Here is an 18,001-nt window from a genome sequence, read left to right as displayed (position 1 = left end):
GGCGGCTACTGGCCGGCGTGCTCGGTGGCGAGGATCTCGACGACGAACACGAGGTCCTCTCCGGCGAGCTGGTGCTGGGACGAGGCCTTCTCGCCGTAGCCGCATCTGGCGGGCATCGCCACGAGGACGACGGAGCCGACGGTGTACTCTTCCAGCGCGCGCTGGAATCCGGTCACGACCCCGTCGGTGGTGAACGTCTCAGGCTCACCGCGCTCCCAGCTCGAGTCGAACGTCGAGCCGTCGGACCACTTCACGCCGGTGTAGTGCGCCTCGACCGCGTCGCCGGCCTGCACCGTCTCGCCGTCGCCTTCGGTGAGCACCTGCACCTGGACCTCGGCCGGGGGCTCGGTCGCCGGGATGCCGATCGCGGGGGCGCCGGTCTCATCGAAGGTCACCGTGGGTGCGTTGCCGGAGAATTCCTCCGCCACGCACCACTGCGACTCCGGCGTGACCTCGAGCACGTCGAACACGTACACCTGCGCGCCGTTCTGGCCGCCGTCGCCGGGCAGCGCCGCCACGACGCGCGATCCGGGCGTCGCGCACCCCAGCACCTGTCCGAGGGGATTGTCCGGCGAGATCTGCTGAGGCTGCAACGGTGCGTCGTAGCCGGCTGCGGCAAGCTCCTGGCCGCTCGTTGCATCGAACGCGGTCAGTGCGTACGCGACGTAGTCGCCCGCGGCAGCCGCGTCGCCCGAGCCCTCCGTCACGACCGTCCGTTCCAGCTCGACGACCTCGAGCGGGGCGGAGAAGGTCGCCGTGGCGGGCGCACCGATCTCGCCCTCCACCGTCACGGAGTCGGAGACCGCCCCGGAGGGGGCCGCTGCGGCACACAGGTCTCCGGGCGTACCGGTGGGGCTCTCCTCCGGCGCGGATCCGCCCGAGCAGCCGGCGAGGACGACGGCGGCAGCGGCGAGAAGTGAGACGGTGGTGAGCGATCGGATGCGCACAGGCAGACCTTCCGAAGAGACAGGGGCTCCCCATCCTGACGCATTCGGCCTAGGGATCGCCTGGGAGCGGGGCATGCCCGGCGGAGAATGAAACGCGGAGTAGCCTCTTCGAGTGACAATCGAGGAAGGCCGCTCCCCCGCCGACAGTCCCGAGAGCCTCCCGATGAAACGGGTCGCCGCGACCTACGCGTTCGGTCGGGGTGTCGTGGCACCTCTGGCCCGCCTCATCTACCGGCCGCGCATCGTCGGCCGCTCGCTGGTGCCGCGTACGGGCCCGTTGATCTTCGCGAGCAACCACCTGTCGTTCATCGACTCCGTCGTGATCCCCATCGCCGCCCCGCGCCCGGTGCACTTCCTGGCGAAGTCGAGCTATTTCGAGTCGTGGGCCTCGCGGCAGTTCTTCACCGCCATCGGCGCCATCGCCGTCGAGCGCGGCGCCGGGCAGGCGGCTCTGGACGCGCTGGACCAGCAGCGTCACCTCCTCGAGGAGGGTCGCGCGGTGGCGCTGTACCCCGAAGGCACCCGCTCGCTGGACGGCCGGCTGTACAAGGGCCGCACCGGCGTGGCGTTCCTCGCGCTGCAGACGGGCGCTCCGGTGGTGCCGGTGGGCCTGATCGGCACGGATGTCGTGATGCCCGTCGGCGCGCGTTTCCCCACCCTCCGCGAGCGGGTCACGGTGAAATTCGGCGAGCCCATCGACCTCACCGCCCACGGACCGGCCACCTCGGGCCGTGCGCGCCGCGCGGCCACCGACGAGATCATGGCCGCGATCCACGCGCTCTCCGGGCAGGAACTCGCCGGCGTGTACAACGAGGTCCCGGCGGCCAATCCGCTCGAGCGGATCCGCCAGGTCCTCCCCCACGAGCGCCGCTGAGGGCAGGGCTCTCGCCCTTGACAGCGGGACAGGCGAGGGGGAGATTCTCCCTGACCGCACCGTCGCGCCAGGGAGAGAGCCATGAAGAAACTCATCAATGCACCCGCCGATGTTCTCACCGACTCCCTGCGAGGCGTCCAGGCCGCGCACCCCGAACTGCGCGTGGACACCGAGCACCGCGTGATCTACCGCGGGGAAGCCACGCGCGCCGGAAAGGTGGCGCTGGTCTCGGGCGGCGGTTCGGGGCACGAACCCATGCACGGCGGTTTCGTGGGCCTCGGGATGCTGGATGCCGCGGCAGCGGGCGAGGTTTTCACTTCCCCCACGCCCGACCAGGTGCTCGAAGCCACTAAGGGCGCCGACTCCGGCGCCGGCGTGCTGCACATCGTCAAGAACTACACCGGCGATGTGCTGAACTTCGAGATGGCAGCCGAACTCGCCGCAGCGGAGGGGATCACGGTCGAATCCGTCGTGGTCGCCGACGACGTCGCGGTGCAGGACTCGACGTGGACGGCGGGGCGGCGCGGTACCGGCACCACCGTCGTCCTGGAGAAGATCGTCGGCGCTGCCGCCGAGGAGGGCGCCGACCTGGCTGCGGTGGTGGCGCTGGCGCAGCGGGTCAGCGCGAGCGGGCGGTCGATGGGCGTTGCACTGACCAGTTGCACGGTCCCCGCCGCCGGGAAGCCGACCTTCGACCTCCCCGATGACCAGATGGAGGTGGGCGTGGGCATCCACGGCGAACCCGGACGCGAGCGCGTGCCGCTGGCCTCGGCGCACGAGATCGCACGCATGCTGGTGGACCCGATCCTCGCCGACTTCGACGCGGCGGGGCCGGCGATCGTGCTGCTGTCGGGCCTGGGCGGCTCTCCCCTGATCGAGCTGTACCTGATGTACGGCGAGGTCGCCGCGCTCCTGGCCGAGGCCGGCGTGGACGTGCGCCGCTGCCTCGTGGGCGACTACATCACGAGCCTGGACATGGCGGGGTGCTCCCTCACGGTCGTGAAAGCCGATGACGAGCTGATCCGCCTGTGGGATGCACCCGTGGTGACACCGGGGCTGCGGTGGGGGGCGTGAGCATGTCCGTCACGCCCACCGATCTGACCGCCTGGATCACGCGCTTCGACGCACTCGTCGCCGAGCACGAGGCAGAACTCACCGCCCTCGATTCCGAGATCGGCGACGCCGACCACGGGTCGAACATGGCGCGCGGCATGCGAGCGGTCGTGGCGAAGCTGTCCGCCGAGCCGCCGGCGACCCCCGCCGAGCTCGGCAAGACGGTCGGCATGACGCTCGTCTCCACGGTGGGAGGGGCCAGCGGACCCCTGTACGGCACGCTCTTCCTGCGACTGGGCACCTCGGCGGGCGACCGCACCGAGCTGGATGCCGCGGAGCTGGGCGCGGCCCTGCGAGCGGGAGTGGAGGGCGTCGTGGCCCGGGGCAAGGCGGAGCCGGGAGACAAGACGATGATCGACGCGCTCCTGCCCGCCGTGGACGCGTGGGATGCCGCGGTCGGGGAGGGCGGGGGCGTCGCGGAGGCTGCGACGGCGGCGCTGGAGGCCGCCGAGCAGGGGCGCGACGCCACGATCCCCCTCGTGGCCCGGAAGGGCCGGGCCAGCTACCTCGGCGAGCGCAGCGCCGGCCACATGGACCCGGGAGCGGCGTCCTCGACGCTGCTGATGGCGGCCCTGCGCGACGCACTGGAGGCGGCGACGTGATCGGCATCGTCGTGGTCTCCCACAGCGCACCGCTGGCTGCGGCAGCGGTGGACCTGGCCCTGCAGATGGGGGGCGACTCCCCTCCGCCGATCGAGGTGGCCGCCGGCACCGCCGATGCCGGCTTCGGCACCGACGCGGCCGAGATCGCCGCCGCCATCGACCGGGTCGCCTCCGAGGACGGCGTGCTCGTGCTGATGGACCTCGGCTCCGCCATCCTCAGCGCCGAGATGGCGCGGGAGTTCGTCCAGACCGACGCGCGCATCGTGCTCAGTCCCGCGCCGTTCGTGGAGGGGCTCGTCGCCGCCGTCGTGGCCGCCGCGGCGGGATCGACCCTGGATGTCGTGGCCGCGCAGGTGCGCGGCGCTCTGGAGGCCAAGCGCGCGCAGCTGGGCGAGGACGACGGCGGCGCGAACGGCGCCGGGTCCGCCGCATCCGAGGCCTCCCCCGCACCGTCCGCGAGCGCCGAGGAGTCGTTCGAGGCGGTCATCCGCAACCCGTCCGGGCTCCACGCACGCCCGGCCGCGGCATTCGTCCGCGCGGTCGGCCGCTTCGACGCCCGCGTGCAGGTGGCCGATCTGGACGCCGGCTCCGCACCGGCGGCGGGCGACAGCCTCCTCGCCCTCATGTCGCTGGGCGTGCGACCGGGCACACGCATCCGCGTGAGCGCCACCGGACCGCAGGCACGGGAGGCTGTGGACGAGCTGCGGAGAATGGTGGCGGACGGTTTCGGCGAGCTGTGACGCGCGTTCAGCGCGCCGTGCCGACTTCCAGCAGCCGCCGGGCGAGGGACTCCTCCACGACGAGTTCGGTGATCAGTCCGGCGGCGAGCGCGCCGCGCAGGCTGTCGAGCTTGGACAGGCTCGACACGACGCAGAACCGTCGGGGGATGCGGCGGACCGCCGACAGGTCGGGCCCGCTGGAGCGCTCGTTGAGCTCGATCCCGTCCGACGTTCCGTCCAGGCGGTAGAAGACCGTCGCGCAGTCGCCGACGACGCCGGAGCGCTCGATCGAGCGGCGGTCGGCGTCGTCGAAATAGTCCCCGGCGTACACGTGCGACGGCACATCGGCGTGCGGGGAGCCCAGTCCGAAGACGAACACGCTCACGCGCTCCTGGATCTCCAGCACGGCGCGAACGGATCGCTCCCGCCACATCGCCTGCTTCGTCAGCGGATCATCGAACAGTGCCGGCACCGGGAATTGGTGCACCGACGCCGACCATGCCGATCCGAACCGGGTCAGGATCTCACCGGCGTAGGGGATGCCCGACGTGCGCACGTTCGCGGCCCCGTTCATCTGCACGACGCGGGAGTCGTGCGTGCGCTTGGTGGGCAGATGCCGGGCGATGGCGGAGAGGGTCGACCCCCACGCGATCCCGACCGTCATGGCCGAATCCACGCGGCCCGTGAGGATGCGCGCGGCCGACAGCGCGGTGCGCTCGAGTCGTTCCGCCTCGCTGATGCGGTCGGGGGTGGGCACCACGTGCGCGGTGATCCCGAACCGGTCGGCCACGCGGCTCTCCAGCTGGTTGCGGGCATCGTGCGGCGAGTGGATCGAGATCGTCACCAATCCGCTGTCGCGGGCGTAGGAGAGCAGGCGTGACACGGAGGAGCGCGACACGTGCATCTCGCTCGCGATGGCCTCCATCGTGAGGTCCTGCAGGTAGTACAGCTGTGCCGCTCGCAGGGCGTCCTGCGGGCGCGTGGCCGCTGATGGCATGAGGTGTCCCCCTCCGGAGGCCTTCATCTTTGCACGTTTGTGCAACTGGCTTGAAACTCCGTGCACGAGGGGTGAGGGTGGAGGGACGCTCCCTGAAAGGCCGCATCCGTGACTACGCCGACGCCGTCCTCCTCCCCCGTCCGCCCTGACGTTCAGGCGCTCCGCGCGCGCGGGGATGTCGACATCCTCGTCGTGGGCGGTGGCATCAACGGCATCGCGACCTTCCGCGACCTCGCGCTGCAGGGCGTGGACATCGCCCTCGTCGACCGCGGCGACTTCGTCTCCGGCGCCTCCTCCGCGTCGAGCCACATGGTGCACGGCGGCATCCGCTACCTGGAGAACGGCGAGTTCCGCCTCGTGAAGGAGGCGGTCACCGAGCGCAACGCGCTGCTGCGCACCGCTCCCCACTACGTGCGGCCGCTGCAGACGACGATCCCGATCTTCAAGACGCTCTCGGGCGTCCTCTCCGCCCCGTTCCGGCTGCTGGTGACCCACGGTCGCGGCAAGCCGCGAGAGCGGGGCGCACTGCTCATCAAGACCGGACTGATGATCTACGACACCTTCTCGCGCGGCGGCGGCGCCGTGCCACGGCACCGCTTCCGCGGTCGCAAGGCGTCGCTGGCGGAGTTCCCCGACATGAACCCCGGCGTGAAGTACACCGCCACGTACTACGACGCGTCGATGTGGGATCCGGAGCGCCTCGCACTGGACGTGCTGCACGACGGCCTGGAAGCGGGCGGACCGCGCGCCACCGCGGTGAACTACGTCGGCGCGGTGGGCATGCGCGACGGCGCGGTGCAGCTGCGCGACGAGCTCAGCGGCGAGGAGTTCTCGATCCGGGCCAAGGTCGTCGTCAACGCCAGCGGCCCGTGGACCGACCTCACGAACGACGCGCTGGGCATGCCCACGCGCTTCATGGGGGGCACGAAGGGGTCGCACATCGTGCTGGATCACCCCGAGCTCCTGGCGGCGACGAAGGGCCGCGAGATCTTCTTCGAGCACTCCGACGGCCGCATCGTGCTGATCTACCCGCTCAAGGGACGCGTTCTGGTGGGCACGACCGACATCGACGCCGACCCGGCCGAGCCGGCGGTGTGCACCGACGACGAGATCGAGTACTTCTTCGACCTCATCGCGCAGGTGTTCCCCGACATCGCGGTGGACCGCTCGCAGATCGTCTACACGTTCTCGGGCATCCGCCCGCTCCCCCGCCACGACGACACCGCGCCCGGCTTCGTCTCGCGCGACTACCGCATCGTCGACGACACCCACCAGGGCACCCCCATCCTGAGCCTGGTGGGCGGCAAGTGGACCACCTTCCGCGCGCTGGCGGAGCACCTGAGCACCCGCACGATGCAGACGCTGGGTCGCCCGCACCGCCTCAGCACCGCCGGCGTCGCCATCGGCGGGGGCAAGGGCTTCCCGCGCACCGACGCCGACCGCCGCCGCTGGATCCAGGCCAACGCATCCGGTCACCCCGCGGAGGTGGTCGAGCGGATGCTGGGCCGCTACGGCACGCGCGCCACCGAAGTGCTGGCGGCTCTCCCCCCGGAGGCGACACCCCTCCCGCACGCCGACGGGTACTACGCCGAGGAGCTGGCGCACCTGGCGGCGACGGAACAGGTGGTTCATCTGCTCGACGTCGTGCTGCGGCGCACGTCGCTGGCCTTCACGGGTGCCGTGAGCCACCAGACGCTGCGCGAAGTCACCGACGCCATCGCCGGCGTGCTGGGCTGGGACACCCAGCGGTGCGAGCACGAGGTCGCCCGCACGGTGGAGATCCTCCGCGGCGCGCACCGCGTGGAGTTCGAGGAGGTCGACAGCGCCTCCCGGTGAGCTCGCGCCGACCCCCCTCGCCTGCGACCCCTGTGATCGCTAGCCTCGCACTCACAAGGGCCCCGGCCGAGGCTTGTGGGCGCAGAGCGGGTACTTCACGGAAAGGTCGATGTCGACATGCAAGAAGTGAATCTGGGTCTGTATTTCCTGTCCGAGTTCGTCGGAACCGCCATGCTCGTCCTCCTGGGCTGCGGCGTGGTCGCCAACGTCGTCCTGGCCCGCACGAAGGGCAACGGCGGCGGCTGGCTGCTGATCAACTGGGGGTGGGGCCTCGCCGTGTTCGCCGGCGTCCTGGTCTCGGCGTACTCCGGCGCGATGATCAACCCTGCCGTCTCGCTCGCCCTGCTCATCGCCGGGAACATCGAGTTCGTCTGGTTCCTCATCGCCATCCTCGCGCAGCTGGTCGGCGCCTTCGTGGGCGCGGTGCTCGCGTGGGTCGCGTACAAGCAGCACTTCGACGAGGAGCCCGATCCCGCCCTCAAGCTCGCGGTCTTCTCGACCGGGCCGGCCATGCGCTCGTACGGATGGAACCTCGCCACGGAGGTCATCGGCACCTTCGTGCTGATGTTCGTCATCTTCGCCTTCGCCGATTACGGTGACATCGACGTCGGCGTTCCCGGCGGACTCGGTCCGCTCGCCGCGGTACCGGTCGCTCTGCTCGTGGTCGGCATCGGCGCATCGCTGGGTGGCCCCACCGGCTACGCCATCAACCCCGCCCGCGACCTCGGTCCGCGCATCGCCCACGCCGTCCTGCCCATCAAGGGCAAGGGCTCCAGCGACTGGGCGTACTCGTGGGTGCCCGTGGTCGGCCCCCTTCTGGGCGGCGCCATCGCCGCACTCCTCGCGCCCGTGCTCCTGAGCCTGGCCTGACCCGGTGGGCGCCGCCGCGGCGGCGCCCACCACCTTCCATATCCGAAACCCTCACACAGACAAGGAAGTCCACATGGCTGACTACGTCCTCGCCATCGATCAAGGCACCACCTCCACCCGCGCGATGATCTTCGACCGGAAGGGAGGCGTCGTCTCGGTCGGGCAGAAGGAGCACGAGCAGATCTTCCCGAAGGCCGGATGGGTCGAGCACGACCCATCCGAGATCTGGCACAACACGCAGGAAGTGATCGGCCTCGCCCTCAGCCGGGCCGACGTCACCCGCCACGACATCGCCGCCGTCGGCATCACCAACCAGCGCGAGACCGCAGTGGTGTGGGACAAGAACACCGGAGAGCCGGTGTACAACGCGATCGTGTGGCAGGACACCCGCACGCAGCCGCTCGTGGACCGCCTCGCGGAGGACGGCGGCGTGGAGCGGTTCAAGGAGATCGTCGGGCTGCCGCTGGCGACGTACTTCTCCGGCACGAAGATCATGTGGATCCTGGAGAACGTCGAGGGGGCCCGCGAACGCGCCGAGGCCGGCGACCTGCTGTTCGGCACGACCGACTCCTGGGTGCTGTGGAACATCACCGGCGGACCCGAGGGCGGGGTGCACGCGACCGACGTGACCAACGCCAGCCGCACGCTGTTCATGGACCTGGAGACCCTGCAGTGGCGCGACGACATCCTCGAGGTCTTCGGGGTGCCGCGCTCGATGCTGCCGGAGATCCGCTCGTCCTCCGAGGTGTACGGCCACGCAGAGTCGTCTTCGCTGCTGCGTGAGACGCCGGTTGCCGGCATCCTCGGCGATCAGCAGGCCGCCACCTTCGGGCAGGCCGCCTACGACCCGGGCGAGAGCAAGAACACCTACGGCACGGGCAACTTCCTCATCTTCAACACCGGCGAGGAGATCGTCCGCTCCAAGAACGGCCTGCTCACCACGCTGGGCTACAAGCTCGGCGACGGTCCGGCGCACTACGCGCTGGAGGGGTCGATCGCCGTGACGGGATCGCTCATCCAGTGGCTGCGCGATCAGCTGGGCATCATCTCCTCCGCCCCCGAGGTCGAGCAGCTGGCCGAAGCGGTCGAGGACAACGGCGGCGTCTACTTCGTCCCGGCGTTCTCGGGCCTGTTCGCCCCGTACTGGCGCCCCGACGCACGCGGGGCGATCGTGGGCATGACGCGCTACGTCAACAAGAACCACATCGCCCGCGCCGCGCTGGAGGCGACCGCCTTCCAGACGCGCGAGGTGCTGGACGCCGTCAACGCCGACTCGGGCGTGCAGCTGGAGGAGCTCAAGGTCGACGGTGGCATGACCGCCAACGACGCGCTCATGCAGTTCCAGGCCGACATCCTGGGCGTCTCGGTCATCCGCCCGGTGGTCGCCGAGACCACGGCCCTCGGTGCCGCGTACGCGGCGGGGCTCGCCGTCGGCTTCTGGGACAACCTCGACGACCTGCGTGCGAACTGGCAGGAGGGCAAGCGCTGGGAGCCCGACATGGACCCCGAGGAGCGCGAGCGCCAGCTGCGCCTGTGGAAGAAGGCCGTGACCAAGTCGATGGACTGGGTCGACGACGACGTGCGCTGACCCACCCGACCCCGCGATCGCACTCGCACCACCCGCCGAGACTGCACCGCACCGACGAGACCGCGACATTATGCCGCGGTCTCGTCGGCTGCGTGCAGTCTCGCGGCCGTGGGGTGGGTCAGGCGACGAGCACGACCGGATCGATGCGGACGGGGAAGTTCACGGAGTTGGCGATGAAGCACCACTCGTGGGCGTCCGCGTGGGCGGCGACGGCGGCATCCACCATCGAAGCGTCGGCCACCACGACCCGCGGATGCAGCACCACCTCGCGGAACGCGCCGCCGTTGCCCTCCACCACCACAGTGCCCACGGCCTGGTCTTCGTAGGCCGTCACCACGACCCCCGCCTGCACGCACGCGTACAGGTACGACAGCAGGTGGCACTCCGCGAGTGCGGCCACCAGCAGGTCCTCCGGGTTCCACTTGGCGCCATCGCCGCGGAAGGGCCGGTCGGCCGACACCGGCAGAGCCGGCTTCCCCGCCACCTCCACCGTCACCGACCGGTCGTAGTCGCGGTACCCGCTCGTGCCGGTGCCGCGGTCGCCCGTCCACGTCGCAGCCACCCGGTACGTGTGCTCACCCGTCATCGGGCCAGTCTCCCACCGTGCGTCGCCCCGCGCCCCCGCCGGCGTCGGCGTTAGTGTGGAGGGGTGCCGTTGACCTCCGCCGCATCCGTGGATCTCGCCCTCGTCGAGCGCAACGGCTTCGTCGAATCCCGCCACAGCGGGGCGGCCATCGTGCTGGCCCCCGACGGCACCGTGGCCGACCGGCTCGGCGACGCGTCGGCGACGATCCTGCCGCGCTCGAGCATGAAGCCCCTGCAGGCCCTCGCGTGCCTGACCGCCGGAGCACCGCTGGATGGCGAGCGCCTGGCTCTCGCGACCGCCAGCCACTCCGGCACCGACCGGCACGTCGCCGTCGTGCGCGACATCCTCACCGCCGCCGGGCTCGGCGAGGAAGCGCTCGGCTGCCCGCCCGCGTGGCCGTCCGACACCGCCACGCGCGACGAACTGGTGCGCGACCGGGCCGAGCCCGCCCGCATCCGCATGAACTGCTCCGGCAAGCACGCCGCGATGCTGCTGACCTGCACGACGAACGGGTGGGACACCGGCGGCTACCTCGACCCCGCCCACCCGATCCAGACGCACATCCGCGAACTGGTCGAGCGCCTCACGGGCGAGAAGTCCGCGGCGATGGCAGTGGACGGATGCGGCGCACCCGTGTACGCCATGACCCTGACCGGGCTCGCGCGCGCGATCCAGCGCGTGGGCACGTCGTCGGAACGCTCACCGTTCGCCCTGCACCGCTCCGCCGGTGCGCTCGTGGGCGCCGTGCGGCAGAACCCGTGGACCATCGACGGCCCCGGCCGCCCCGACACGATCATGATCGAACGGCTCGGCGTCTTCGCCAAGGCCGGCGCGGAGGGCGTGCAGGTCGTGGTCGCACCCGACGGCACCACGGTCGCGCTGAAAATCCTGGACGGCAGCGGCCGAGCCGCATCCGCCGTCGCCCTGCGGCTGCTCGAGCGCGCCGGCGCACTCGCGGCGGCCGATGTCGCCGAGACGATGTCACACCTTCCGCTGTCGGTCTCCGGCGGCGGCCGAGATGTCGGGGTCATCCGCCCCGCGTTCTAGAGCGCGGCCCACCCGGCTGTGCGGAGAGGTCGATCGATGAGGATCTGCGTTCCCACCGAGGTGAAAGACAACGAGTACCGCGTGGCCCTGACCCCTTCGGGGGTGCACGACCTGGTCGCCGCCGGACACGAGGTTTTCGTCCAGCGCGGCGCGGGGCTCGGTTCGTCCATGACCGACACCGACTATGAGGAGGCCGGCGCGCGGCTCCTCGACGACGCGGCCGAGGTGTGGTCGCGCGCCGAGCTGCTGCTGAAGGTCAAGGAGCCCATCCCCAGCGAGTACGGACACTTCCGCGACGACCTCGTGATCTTCACGTACCTGCACCTCGCCGCCGATCGTCCGCTCACCGAGCGGCTGCTCGCCGACGGGGTCACCGCCATCGCGTACGAGACGGTGCAGCTGCCCGGGGGGAGCCTTCCGCTCCTCGCGCCGATGAGCGAGGTCGCCGGGCGCCTGGCGCCCACGGTGGGCGCCCACACCCTCCTGCGGTCGGAGGGCGGGCTGGGCCTGCTCATGTCGGGGGTCCCCGGCACCCGCCCCGCGCGGGTGACCGTCATCGGCGGCGGCGTGGCCGGGGCGAACGCCACCGTCATCGCGGCGGGGCTCGGTGCGGAGGTGACCGTCTTCGACACCAACGTGCAGCGACTCCGGTACCTCGACGACCATTTCCAGGGCCGCATCCGCACCGCAGCTTCCAACCCGCTCGACCTGGAGCGCGCCGTCGTCGGCTCCGACCTCGTCATCGGCGCCGTGCTGATCCCCGGCGCACGCGCCCCCAAGCTCGTCTCCAACGAGACGGTCGCGCGCATGCGGCCCGGCAGTGTGCTCGTGGACATCGCCGTGGACCAGGGCGGATGCTTCGCCGACACCCGTCCGACCACCCACGCCTCCCCCACCTTCGAGGTGCACGGGTCGGTCTTCTACTGCGTCGCCAACATGCCCGGCGCCGTGCCGAACACCTCCACCTCGGCGCTCACCAATGTCACGCTGCCCTACGTCCGCCAGATCGCGGCGCGCGGGTGGCGCGAGGCGCTGCGGGCCGACGCCGCACTCGCGGCGGGCCTGAACACCGCCGGCGGCGCCGTGGTGAACGAGGGGGTGGCCGGCGCCCATGGCCTGTCCGCCGCATCCCCCGCCGACGTCCTCGCCTGACGCCGGCCGGCGCCTCGCGCCGGGGTGCACGTCGCCGCGGCGGGTCAGGCGGGCGCCTTCTCCTGGATGCCCCACGGGGAGCCGTAGCCGGCGGGGGCCGGGGCGGACAGCAGGTCGAGGAACGGACGAGCGGGGAACGCCTCGGGGCCGAGCACGCCCGCGCCCGACCATGTCCCGGCGGCCAGCAGCTCCAGGGCGATGAGGGGGTTCAGCGCCGTCTGCCACACCACCGCCTGCGAGCCGTACTCGGCCATCGTCCGCTCGTTGTCCGCGACGTGGTAGAGGTACGTCGAGCGCGGCGACCCGTCCTTCCCGGTGCCGGTCACCCACACCCCCGCGCACGTCTTGCCGCTCATGCGATCGCCGAGGGTCGCCGGGTCGGGCAGGCACGCCGCCACGACATCTCGCGGCGACACCTCGACGCCCTTCACGGTCACCGGATCGGTCCGGTCCAGACCGAGCTTGGCCAGGACCTTCAGCACCTCGATGAACTCGTCGCCCAGCCCGTACTTGAACGTCACGCGCTTCGCGCTGGTCCACCGCGGCATCAGGAGCACCTCCTCGTGCTCGACGTTGACGCATTCCACCGGGCCGATGCCCTCGGGGAAGTCGAACACCTCCGGCTCGCTGAAGGGCTCGGTCGTGTACCACCCGCGGTCCCGCTCGTAGACGACGGGCGGATTCAGGCACTCCTCGATCGTCGTCCAGATGGAGAACGACGGCGCGAAGTCGTACCCCGCGACCACGAGGTTCGCACCGTCGCGCACGCCGAGTTCGTCGATCTCGGAGAACAGCTCGTCCTCGGCGTACCGCGCGAACACGTCGCTGAGGCCCGGCTCGACGCCGATCCCCACCAGGGCGAGGAGTCCCCTGCGCTCCCACGCGTCGGCACGGGCGAACTGCTCATCGCCGAGCTTGACGCCGGGGAGCTCGAAGGGACGCTCCGGATGCCGCGTCGACAGGCTCATCGCCATGTCGAGGTAGGTGACGCCCGCCGCGAAGCAGCCGTCGAAGATCGGCAGGACGAAGCGCGGATCCACCGCGTTCAGCACGTGCGTGATGTCATGCGCGCGGACGAGGTCGGCCACCGACTGGGCGCTGCTCGCGTCCACGTGCGCTGCGCTCAGGCGAGGATCGCCGAGCTCGGCGACGAGCGCCGCCGGCCGCGCCGGGTCGTAGTCGGCGATCACGAGCGCGTCGAAGAACGACCGGCGCACGGCGATCCGGGCCGCTGCCGACCCCACGCCGCCCGCGCCGATGATGAGGATCCGCATCGCCTACGCCAGTCCGCCGTCGACCGAGCGCAGGTAGCCTGCGGGATCCTCCGGGACGAGTACGGGAGTGTCGCGGTTGAGGCTCTCGCCGCGGAAGAACGGCTTGGACCCCGGGAACAGGAACCACAGGATCATCAGCACGACCCCCACCGCAAGCGCCCCGATGCCGACGACGAAGGTCCCGCCGATGCCCAGCAGGACCGTGTAGCCGTAGTCGATGTCGTACATGTCGATGGCCGACTGCACGAAGGCGTACGTCAGCATGAGCGCGCCGGCCAGCGGCAGGATGCCGCGGTAGACGAGGTTGCGCGCGGAGCTGAACAGGTCGCGGCGGAAGAACCACACGCACGCGTAACCGGTGATGGCGTAGTAGAACGCGATGGCAAGACCCAGCGACAGGATCGAGTCCTGCAGGATGTTGTCGCTGATGAGGGTCATGCCCACGTAGTACAGGCTTGCGACCACGCCCATCACCAGGGTCGAGAACGAGGGCGTGCGATACCGCGGATGCACCGTGCTGAACCGCGCCGGCAGGGCCCGATATGCCGCCATCGCGAGCGTGCCGCGCGCGGTGGGGAGGATGGTGGTCTGCGTGGAGGAGACGGCCGAGATGAGCACCGCGATCACGAGCACCCACCCGAACGGGCCGAACAGTCCCTCGCGGAGGGCGAGGAAGACGTCGTCGGCGTTGGCCTCGTTGCCGAGGCCCGAGCCGGTGTCGCCCAGGCCCGCGTACATCATCGCCGCCACCGTCACCCCCACGTATGTCAGCAGCAGGATCACGGTCGTCAGCACCGCGGCGCGCCCCGGGATGCGTGCAGGGTCCCTGGTCTCCTCATTGAGCGCGAGACACGCGTCCCACCCCCAGTAGATGAACAGCGCCAGGAGAACCGCCTCGGTGAAGCCGCTCCAGTCCGTGAACGCGAACGGGTTGAACCAGGCGATGTCGAACGGCGTCGGGTCGGGCGCCGAGCCGTCGAAGAACCGCCACAGGGCAGCGACGACGAAGACGGCGAGGACGAGGTACTGGATGGCGAGGAGGATGTTCTGCACCCTCTCCCCCAGTTCCACGCCCCGCCAGCTCACCCACGTCATCACCGCGATGAAGGCCACCCCCGTCGCCGTCACCAGCGGGACGTTCTCCGAGAGCGACCCGTCGCCGAACAGCGACCAGAAGTAGATGCCGGCGATCTGAGCGAGGTTGGCGAGGACGACCATGCCGGCCACCGCCACGCCCCATCCGCCCATCCACCCCACCCACGGACCGAACGCCTTCGTCCCCCACGTGAACGTCGTCCCGCAGTCGGGGACGGCGTTGTTCAGTTCCCGGTACGCGAGGGCGATGAACAGCATCGGGATGAAGGCGAGGACGAACGCGATGGGCGCCTGCGCTCCGACGGCCAGGACGACGAACCCCAGCGTCGCGACGAGGGAGTACACCGGCGCCGTGGAGGCGAGTCCGATGACCACGGATCCCCACAGCCCCAGGGTGCCTGTCGCCAGGCCCTTGCCGCCGGTGGGGGTGCGTTCGCTGATGCTCACACGCTGAACGTAGGACTCGACGGCGGGGAGGGTCAAGTGTCGGCGGAGGGCGTCACAGCCACCCGCCGGGGCGGCCGTCCGCCGACGAACTCCCACGCACGGCCCCGCTGCGGTCTGGCATAGGGCGGGAGGTCGCGCTCGCCCGTGAGAAGGCGCAGATCACGACCGCACGCCGCATCCACGACGAGCGTCGAGCCCGATCGCATGCGTTCGAGCAGGCGCGGTCGCGTCATCCACTGGTCCGGGTCGCCGACCAGGACGACTCGGCCGCCGGGCTCGGCTGCCGTCGGATCGTCGGCGGCGTCCACGGAGCGCACCCGCACCCCCGTGCGCTCCCACCTCTCCAGCGGCTCGGTGACGCCGCGGCGGGTGACGAAGCCGGATACCCCCTCCGGAGGCTGCCACAGCGGGACCACCGGCACCGGGGCCGAGGCCGCGATCGCGGGAGCCACGGCGACCTGCAGGACGAGCCCGTCCAGCACGCCCCGCCCGGGCGGTGCGGATGGCGCGAAGCCCGCGGCCTGGCCGCCCGCCGCGACGTGTTCGGCGCGGCTGGGGGTGGGCAGCACGAGCCTGCGCGGGAACAGTTCGGCGATGCGCCCGGCGATGCCGGTCAGGCGCTGCGCGGTCGCGAAGACGCGGATGCCGAGTGCCCCGGCATCACGGACGAGCCGCTCGATCGCGTCGGCGGCGGCACGCCCGTACTCGTCCGGGAGCCGCCCGCCCACCGCGTCGACATCGTCGAGGAAGACCGCGGTGCCGGGAGGCGGCGGTTCCAGTGCGAGCGCCGAGAGGACGTCCCACGCGTGTTCGGGGTCTGTCCCCACCCATACGCGCGCGGGAATCTGCGCGGCGATCGTGTGCAGCGCCGTGGTCTTGCCCGACCCGGGACCGCCGACGACCAGCAGACCCCGGCCGTCGGGCGGGAGGAGCACGGGATCCTGGCGCTGCCGGTCGGGTTGGTCGCCGAGTCCCAGCACGATGCCGGGAACGATCGTGCGCAGGTCGTCTACGGCCACGCGCGGCGGCAGCTCGGGCAGCCACGTCGCCCTCGGCGCGGGCCCCGCCCCACGTGCGGCGGCGGCGATGTCCTCCGGTCCGCACAGTGCCACGCGCACCCGCGTGGCACGCGTGTCGGCACCGCGCCGCACGAGGGCGAGCCCGCGCGCGGCGGGATCGCCCGGCAGCGCCGCCGCATCCGGGGTGCCCACGACGGCCGTGCTGTCGTACGCGTCGGCCACCCGCAGACTGATGCGCAGCGCGCAGTTGGCCATCAGCCCGTCGCGGATGACGCCGCCGGCGCGCTGCGTACCGAGCACGAGGTGGATGCCGAGAGCCCGGCCGCGCGCGGCGAGGTCGGCGAAGAGCGGTTCGAGGTCTGGGTGCGCATCCCGCAATGCTGCGAACTCGTCGACGACGACCACGAGGCGGGGCAGGTCGACCCCGGCGATGTCGCGTTCGCCGGCGCGCGCGAGGACCCCCTCACGATGGCGGACCTCGGCGCGGAGGCTGTCGATGGCGCGCCCCGCGCTGCCGGTATCGAGGTCGGTGATCACGCCCGTCACGTGCGGGAGTGCCGCGAGCGGTTCGAACGCGGTCCCGCCCTTGAAGTCGGCCAGCAGGAACGACACGTCGCTGGTGCGATAGCGCGCGCACAGCGCAGTGACCCACGTGACGAGCAGTTCGCTCTTGCCCGCCCCGGTCATCCCCACCACGACCGCGTGCGGCCCGTCGCGCACGAGGTCCACGTCGTACGGCGCTCCCCCCGCGACGCCCACGGCCACCGCCAGAGCGGTGCGCGAGGGCTCGCGTTCCGGCGCGCGCAGCGCCGAGAGCGGCACGATGCGGTCCTCGTCCACCGCCGCCACCCCCGCTGCCGCGTACCGTGCCGTCAGCTCCGCGGCGATCACGGCAGCCTGCGCCTGCCCCAAGGCCTCGACCTCCACCTCGTGCACGTCCGCCCCCGCTTCCACGCGCGCACTCCCCGGACCGGTCAGCGTGATCACCACAGCGCGGCCCGGCGGCAGCGGGTCACCGGGGCGCGCGCACAGCACGACGACATCGGCGTCAGGCGGCGGCATGCCTGCGCGAGCCCACACGATCCGCCGGGAACCCGAGCGGGCAGCGTGCGGCAGGGCGTGGATCCACGCCGCCTCGCCGGGATCGATGGCGGCGATCTCCACATCGCCCGGAGGCTGTGCCAGAGCGACCTGCAGCAGCAGTGCACGCAGCACCGCTCTGGCCGTCACCTCAGGGCCCACCACGACGCATCCCGCCGCCAGCGCCACGGCCACCGGCGCATCGCTGAGCGTGCGGGCGGCGTGCGCGAGGCGGCGGTCGTCGGGATGCGACCCGCTCGCCGACACCCGCGTGGCGCTGGCGACCTCTCCTGTGCCGACCACGACGCGCCCCTCCCCGGCGCTTCCGCTCCGCCAGATCCGGTCGGGCCGGGCGAGGTGTCCGGCGACGTCGGGATGCCGCGTGCGCAGCGCCTCCCGTTCCGCGTCGTGCCGCTGGTCGACGTCAGCCCGGACCCGGGCGAGCGCCTCGGCCGCCTCGCGGTCGGCGGAACGCCGCGCGCGCCGCGTGGCGCGCGCACCGTCCGCGATCCCGGCGACGGCGATGAGGGGCCCGAGGAGGGCGAACCACAGCGCGAAGACCGATCCGGTGAGCGCCCAGAACCCCAGCGCCCCCACGACCGGCACCGCCGATGCCAGCCACGGCACGGGCGGGCGCGCAGGGGCGCCGGGTCGCGGCGGAAGCGACAGCGGCGTCGCATCCGCCGTGTGCGGCAGGGGTGGCGGGGAAGCGGCGCTCATCGCACCAGTTCATCGCGCGCGACGGAGCCCCGAGC

The 18,001-nt window shown here is 71.8% G+C and carries 15 protein-coding genes; 9 read left to right on the top strand and 6 right to left on the bottom strand.

Features of this window, described 5'->3' with window-relative positions; genetic code table 11:
- Nucleotides 1–5: 5 nt before the first annotated feature.
- Nucleotides 6–947 (bottom strand): FKBP-type peptidyl-prolyl cis-trans isomerase, encoded by a 942-nt coding sequence (locus F6J85_RS05550; protein ID WP_191906761.1) that lies wholly within the window; start codon nucleotides 945–947, stop codon nucleotides 6–8.
- A 163-nt stretch (nucleotides 948–1,110) separates the two neighbouring features.
- On the opposite strand from F6J85_RS05550, the gene F6J85_RS05545 reads away from it, so the two are divergent.
- From F6J85_RS05545 to dhaM, 4 genes are all read left to right on the top strand, one after another.
- Nucleotides 1,111–1,821, top strand: a complete 711-nt coding sequence (locus F6J85_RS05545) for a lysophospholipid acyltransferase family protein (protein WP_150920082.1) — start codon at nucleotides 1,111–1,113, stop codon at nucleotides 1,819–1,821.
- A gap of 81 nt (nucleotides 1,822–1,902) precedes the next feature.
- Nucleotides 1,903–2,895 (top strand): dihydroxyacetone kinase subunit DhaK, encoded by a 993-nt coding sequence (dhaK, locus tag F6J85_RS05540; RefSeq protein WP_150924179.1) that lies wholly within the window; start codon nucleotides 1,903–1,905, stop codon nucleotides 2,893–2,895.
- Between the two features lie 2 nt (nucleotides 2,896–2,897).
- The gene (dhaL, locus tag F6J85_RS05535) at nucleotides 2,898–3,536 is read left to right on the top strand and encodes a dihydroxyacetone kinase subunit DhaL (protein WP_150927211.1); all 639 of its coding nucleotides are present in this window, start codon (nucleotides 2,898–2,900) and stop codon (nucleotides 3,534–3,536) included.
- A complete protein-coding gene (dhaM, locus tag F6J85_RS05530) occupies nucleotides 3,533–4,276 on the top strand; it encodes a dihydroxyacetone kinase phosphoryl donor subunit DhaM (RefSeq protein WP_150924178.1) in 744 nt (247 codons plus the stop codon). The genes dhaL and dhaM overlap by 4 nt, the downstream gene beginning before the upstream one ends.
- A gap of 7 nt (nucleotides 4,277–4,283) precedes the next feature.
- Here the strand turns inward: dhaM and F6J85_RS05525 are convergent, their stop codons facing one another.
- Nucleotides 4,284–5,252, bottom strand: a complete 969-nt coding sequence (locus F6J85_RS05525; RefSeq protein ID WP_150924177.1) for a sugar-binding transcriptional regulator — start codon at nucleotides 5,250–5,252, stop codon at nucleotides 4,284–4,286.
- 108 nt (nucleotides 5,253–5,360) lie between these two features.
- Between F6J85_RS05525 and F6J85_RS05520 the strand changes: the two genes are divergently transcribed.
- The 3 genes from F6J85_RS05520 (at nucleotide 5,361) to glpK (ending at nucleotide 9,546) form a co-directional block, all read left to right on the top strand.
- The gene (locus F6J85_RS05520; protein ID WP_150924176.1) at nucleotides 5,361–7,088 is read left to right on the top strand and encodes a glycerol-3-phosphate dehydrogenase/oxidase; all 1,728 of its coding nucleotides are present in this window, start codon (nucleotides 5,361–5,363) and stop codon (nucleotides 7,086–7,088) included.
- A 117-nt stretch (nucleotides 7,089–7,205) separates the two neighbouring features.
- Entirely contained in the window at nucleotides 7,206–7,958 is a 753-nt protein-coding gene (locus F6J85_RS05515; protein ID WP_150924175.1) for an MIP/aquaporin family protein, read from the top strand.
- A 73-nt stretch (nucleotides 7,959–8,031) separates the two neighbouring features.
- Nucleotides 8,032–9,546 carry a glycerol kinase GlpK gene (gene glpK / locus F6J85_RS05510; RefSeq protein ID WP_150924174.1) on the top strand — a complete coding sequence of 505 codons (1,515 nt, stop codon included), beginning with the start codon at nucleotides 8,032–8,034 and terminating at the stop codon, nucleotides 9,544–9,546.
- A gap of 118 nt (nucleotides 9,547–9,664) precedes the next feature.
- Here glpK and F6J85_RS05505 read toward each other — a convergent pair whose 3' ends face one another.
- Nucleotides 9,665–10,132 (bottom strand): OsmC family protein, encoded by a 468-nt coding sequence (locus F6J85_RS05505; protein WP_150924173.1) that lies wholly within the window; start codon nucleotides 10,130–10,132, stop codon nucleotides 9,665–9,667.
- Nucleotides 10,133–10,195: 63 nt separating this feature from the next.
- Between F6J85_RS05505 and F6J85_RS05500 the strand changes: the two genes are divergently transcribed.
- Together F6J85_RS05500 and ald are read left to right on the top strand one after the other, a co-directional pair.
- Nucleotides 10,196–11,179, top strand: a complete 984-nt coding sequence (locus tag F6J85_RS05500; protein ID WP_150924172.1) for an asparaginase — start codon at nucleotides 10,196–10,198, stop codon at nucleotides 11,177–11,179.
- Nucleotides 11,180–11,215: 36 nt separating this feature from the next.
- A complete protein-coding gene (ald, locus tag F6J85_RS05495; protein ID WP_150924171.1) occupies nucleotides 11,216–12,331 on the top strand; it encodes an alanine dehydrogenase in 1,116 nt (371 codons plus the stop codon).
- A 44-nt stretch (nucleotides 12,332–12,375) separates the two neighbouring features.
- Here the strand turns inward: ald and F6J85_RS05490 are convergent, their stop codons facing one another.
- Genes F6J85_RS05490 through F6J85_RS05480 form a run of 3 tightly spaced genes read right to left on the bottom strand, consistent with a single transcriptional unit; the run spans nucleotide 12,376 to nucleotide 17,966 of the window.
- Nucleotides 12,376–13,605, bottom strand: coding sequence for a saccharopine dehydrogenase family protein (locus tag F6J85_RS05490; RefSeq protein WP_150924170.1), 1,230 nt, complete (start codon nucleotides 13,603–13,605; stop codon nucleotides 12,376–12,378).
- 3 nt (nucleotides 13,606–13,608) lie between these two features.
- Nucleotides 13,609–15,147: an APC family permease gene (locus F6J85_RS05485; protein WP_150924169.1), complete on the bottom strand. Its 1,539-nt coding sequence runs from the start codon at nucleotides 15,145–15,147 to the stop codon at nucleotides 13,609–13,611.
- Nucleotides 15,148–15,179: 32 nt separating this feature from the next.
- The gene (locus tag F6J85_RS05480; RefSeq protein WP_150924168.1) at nucleotides 15,180–17,966 is read right to left on the bottom strand and encodes an FtsK/SpoIIIE domain-containing protein; all 2,787 of its coding nucleotides are present in this window, start codon (nucleotides 17,964–17,966) and stop codon (nucleotides 15,180–15,182) included.
- Between the last annotated feature and the right edge of the window lie 35 nt (nucleotides 17,967–18,001).

The sequence above is a fragment of the Microbacterium lushaniae genome (genome assembly GCF_008727775.1).
Taxonomy (GTDB): Bacteria; Actinomycetota; Actinomycetes; order Actinomycetales; family Microbacteriaceae; genus Microbacterium; species Microbacterium lushaniae.
This window is presented reverse-complemented; position numbering and strand designations above follow the sequence as displayed.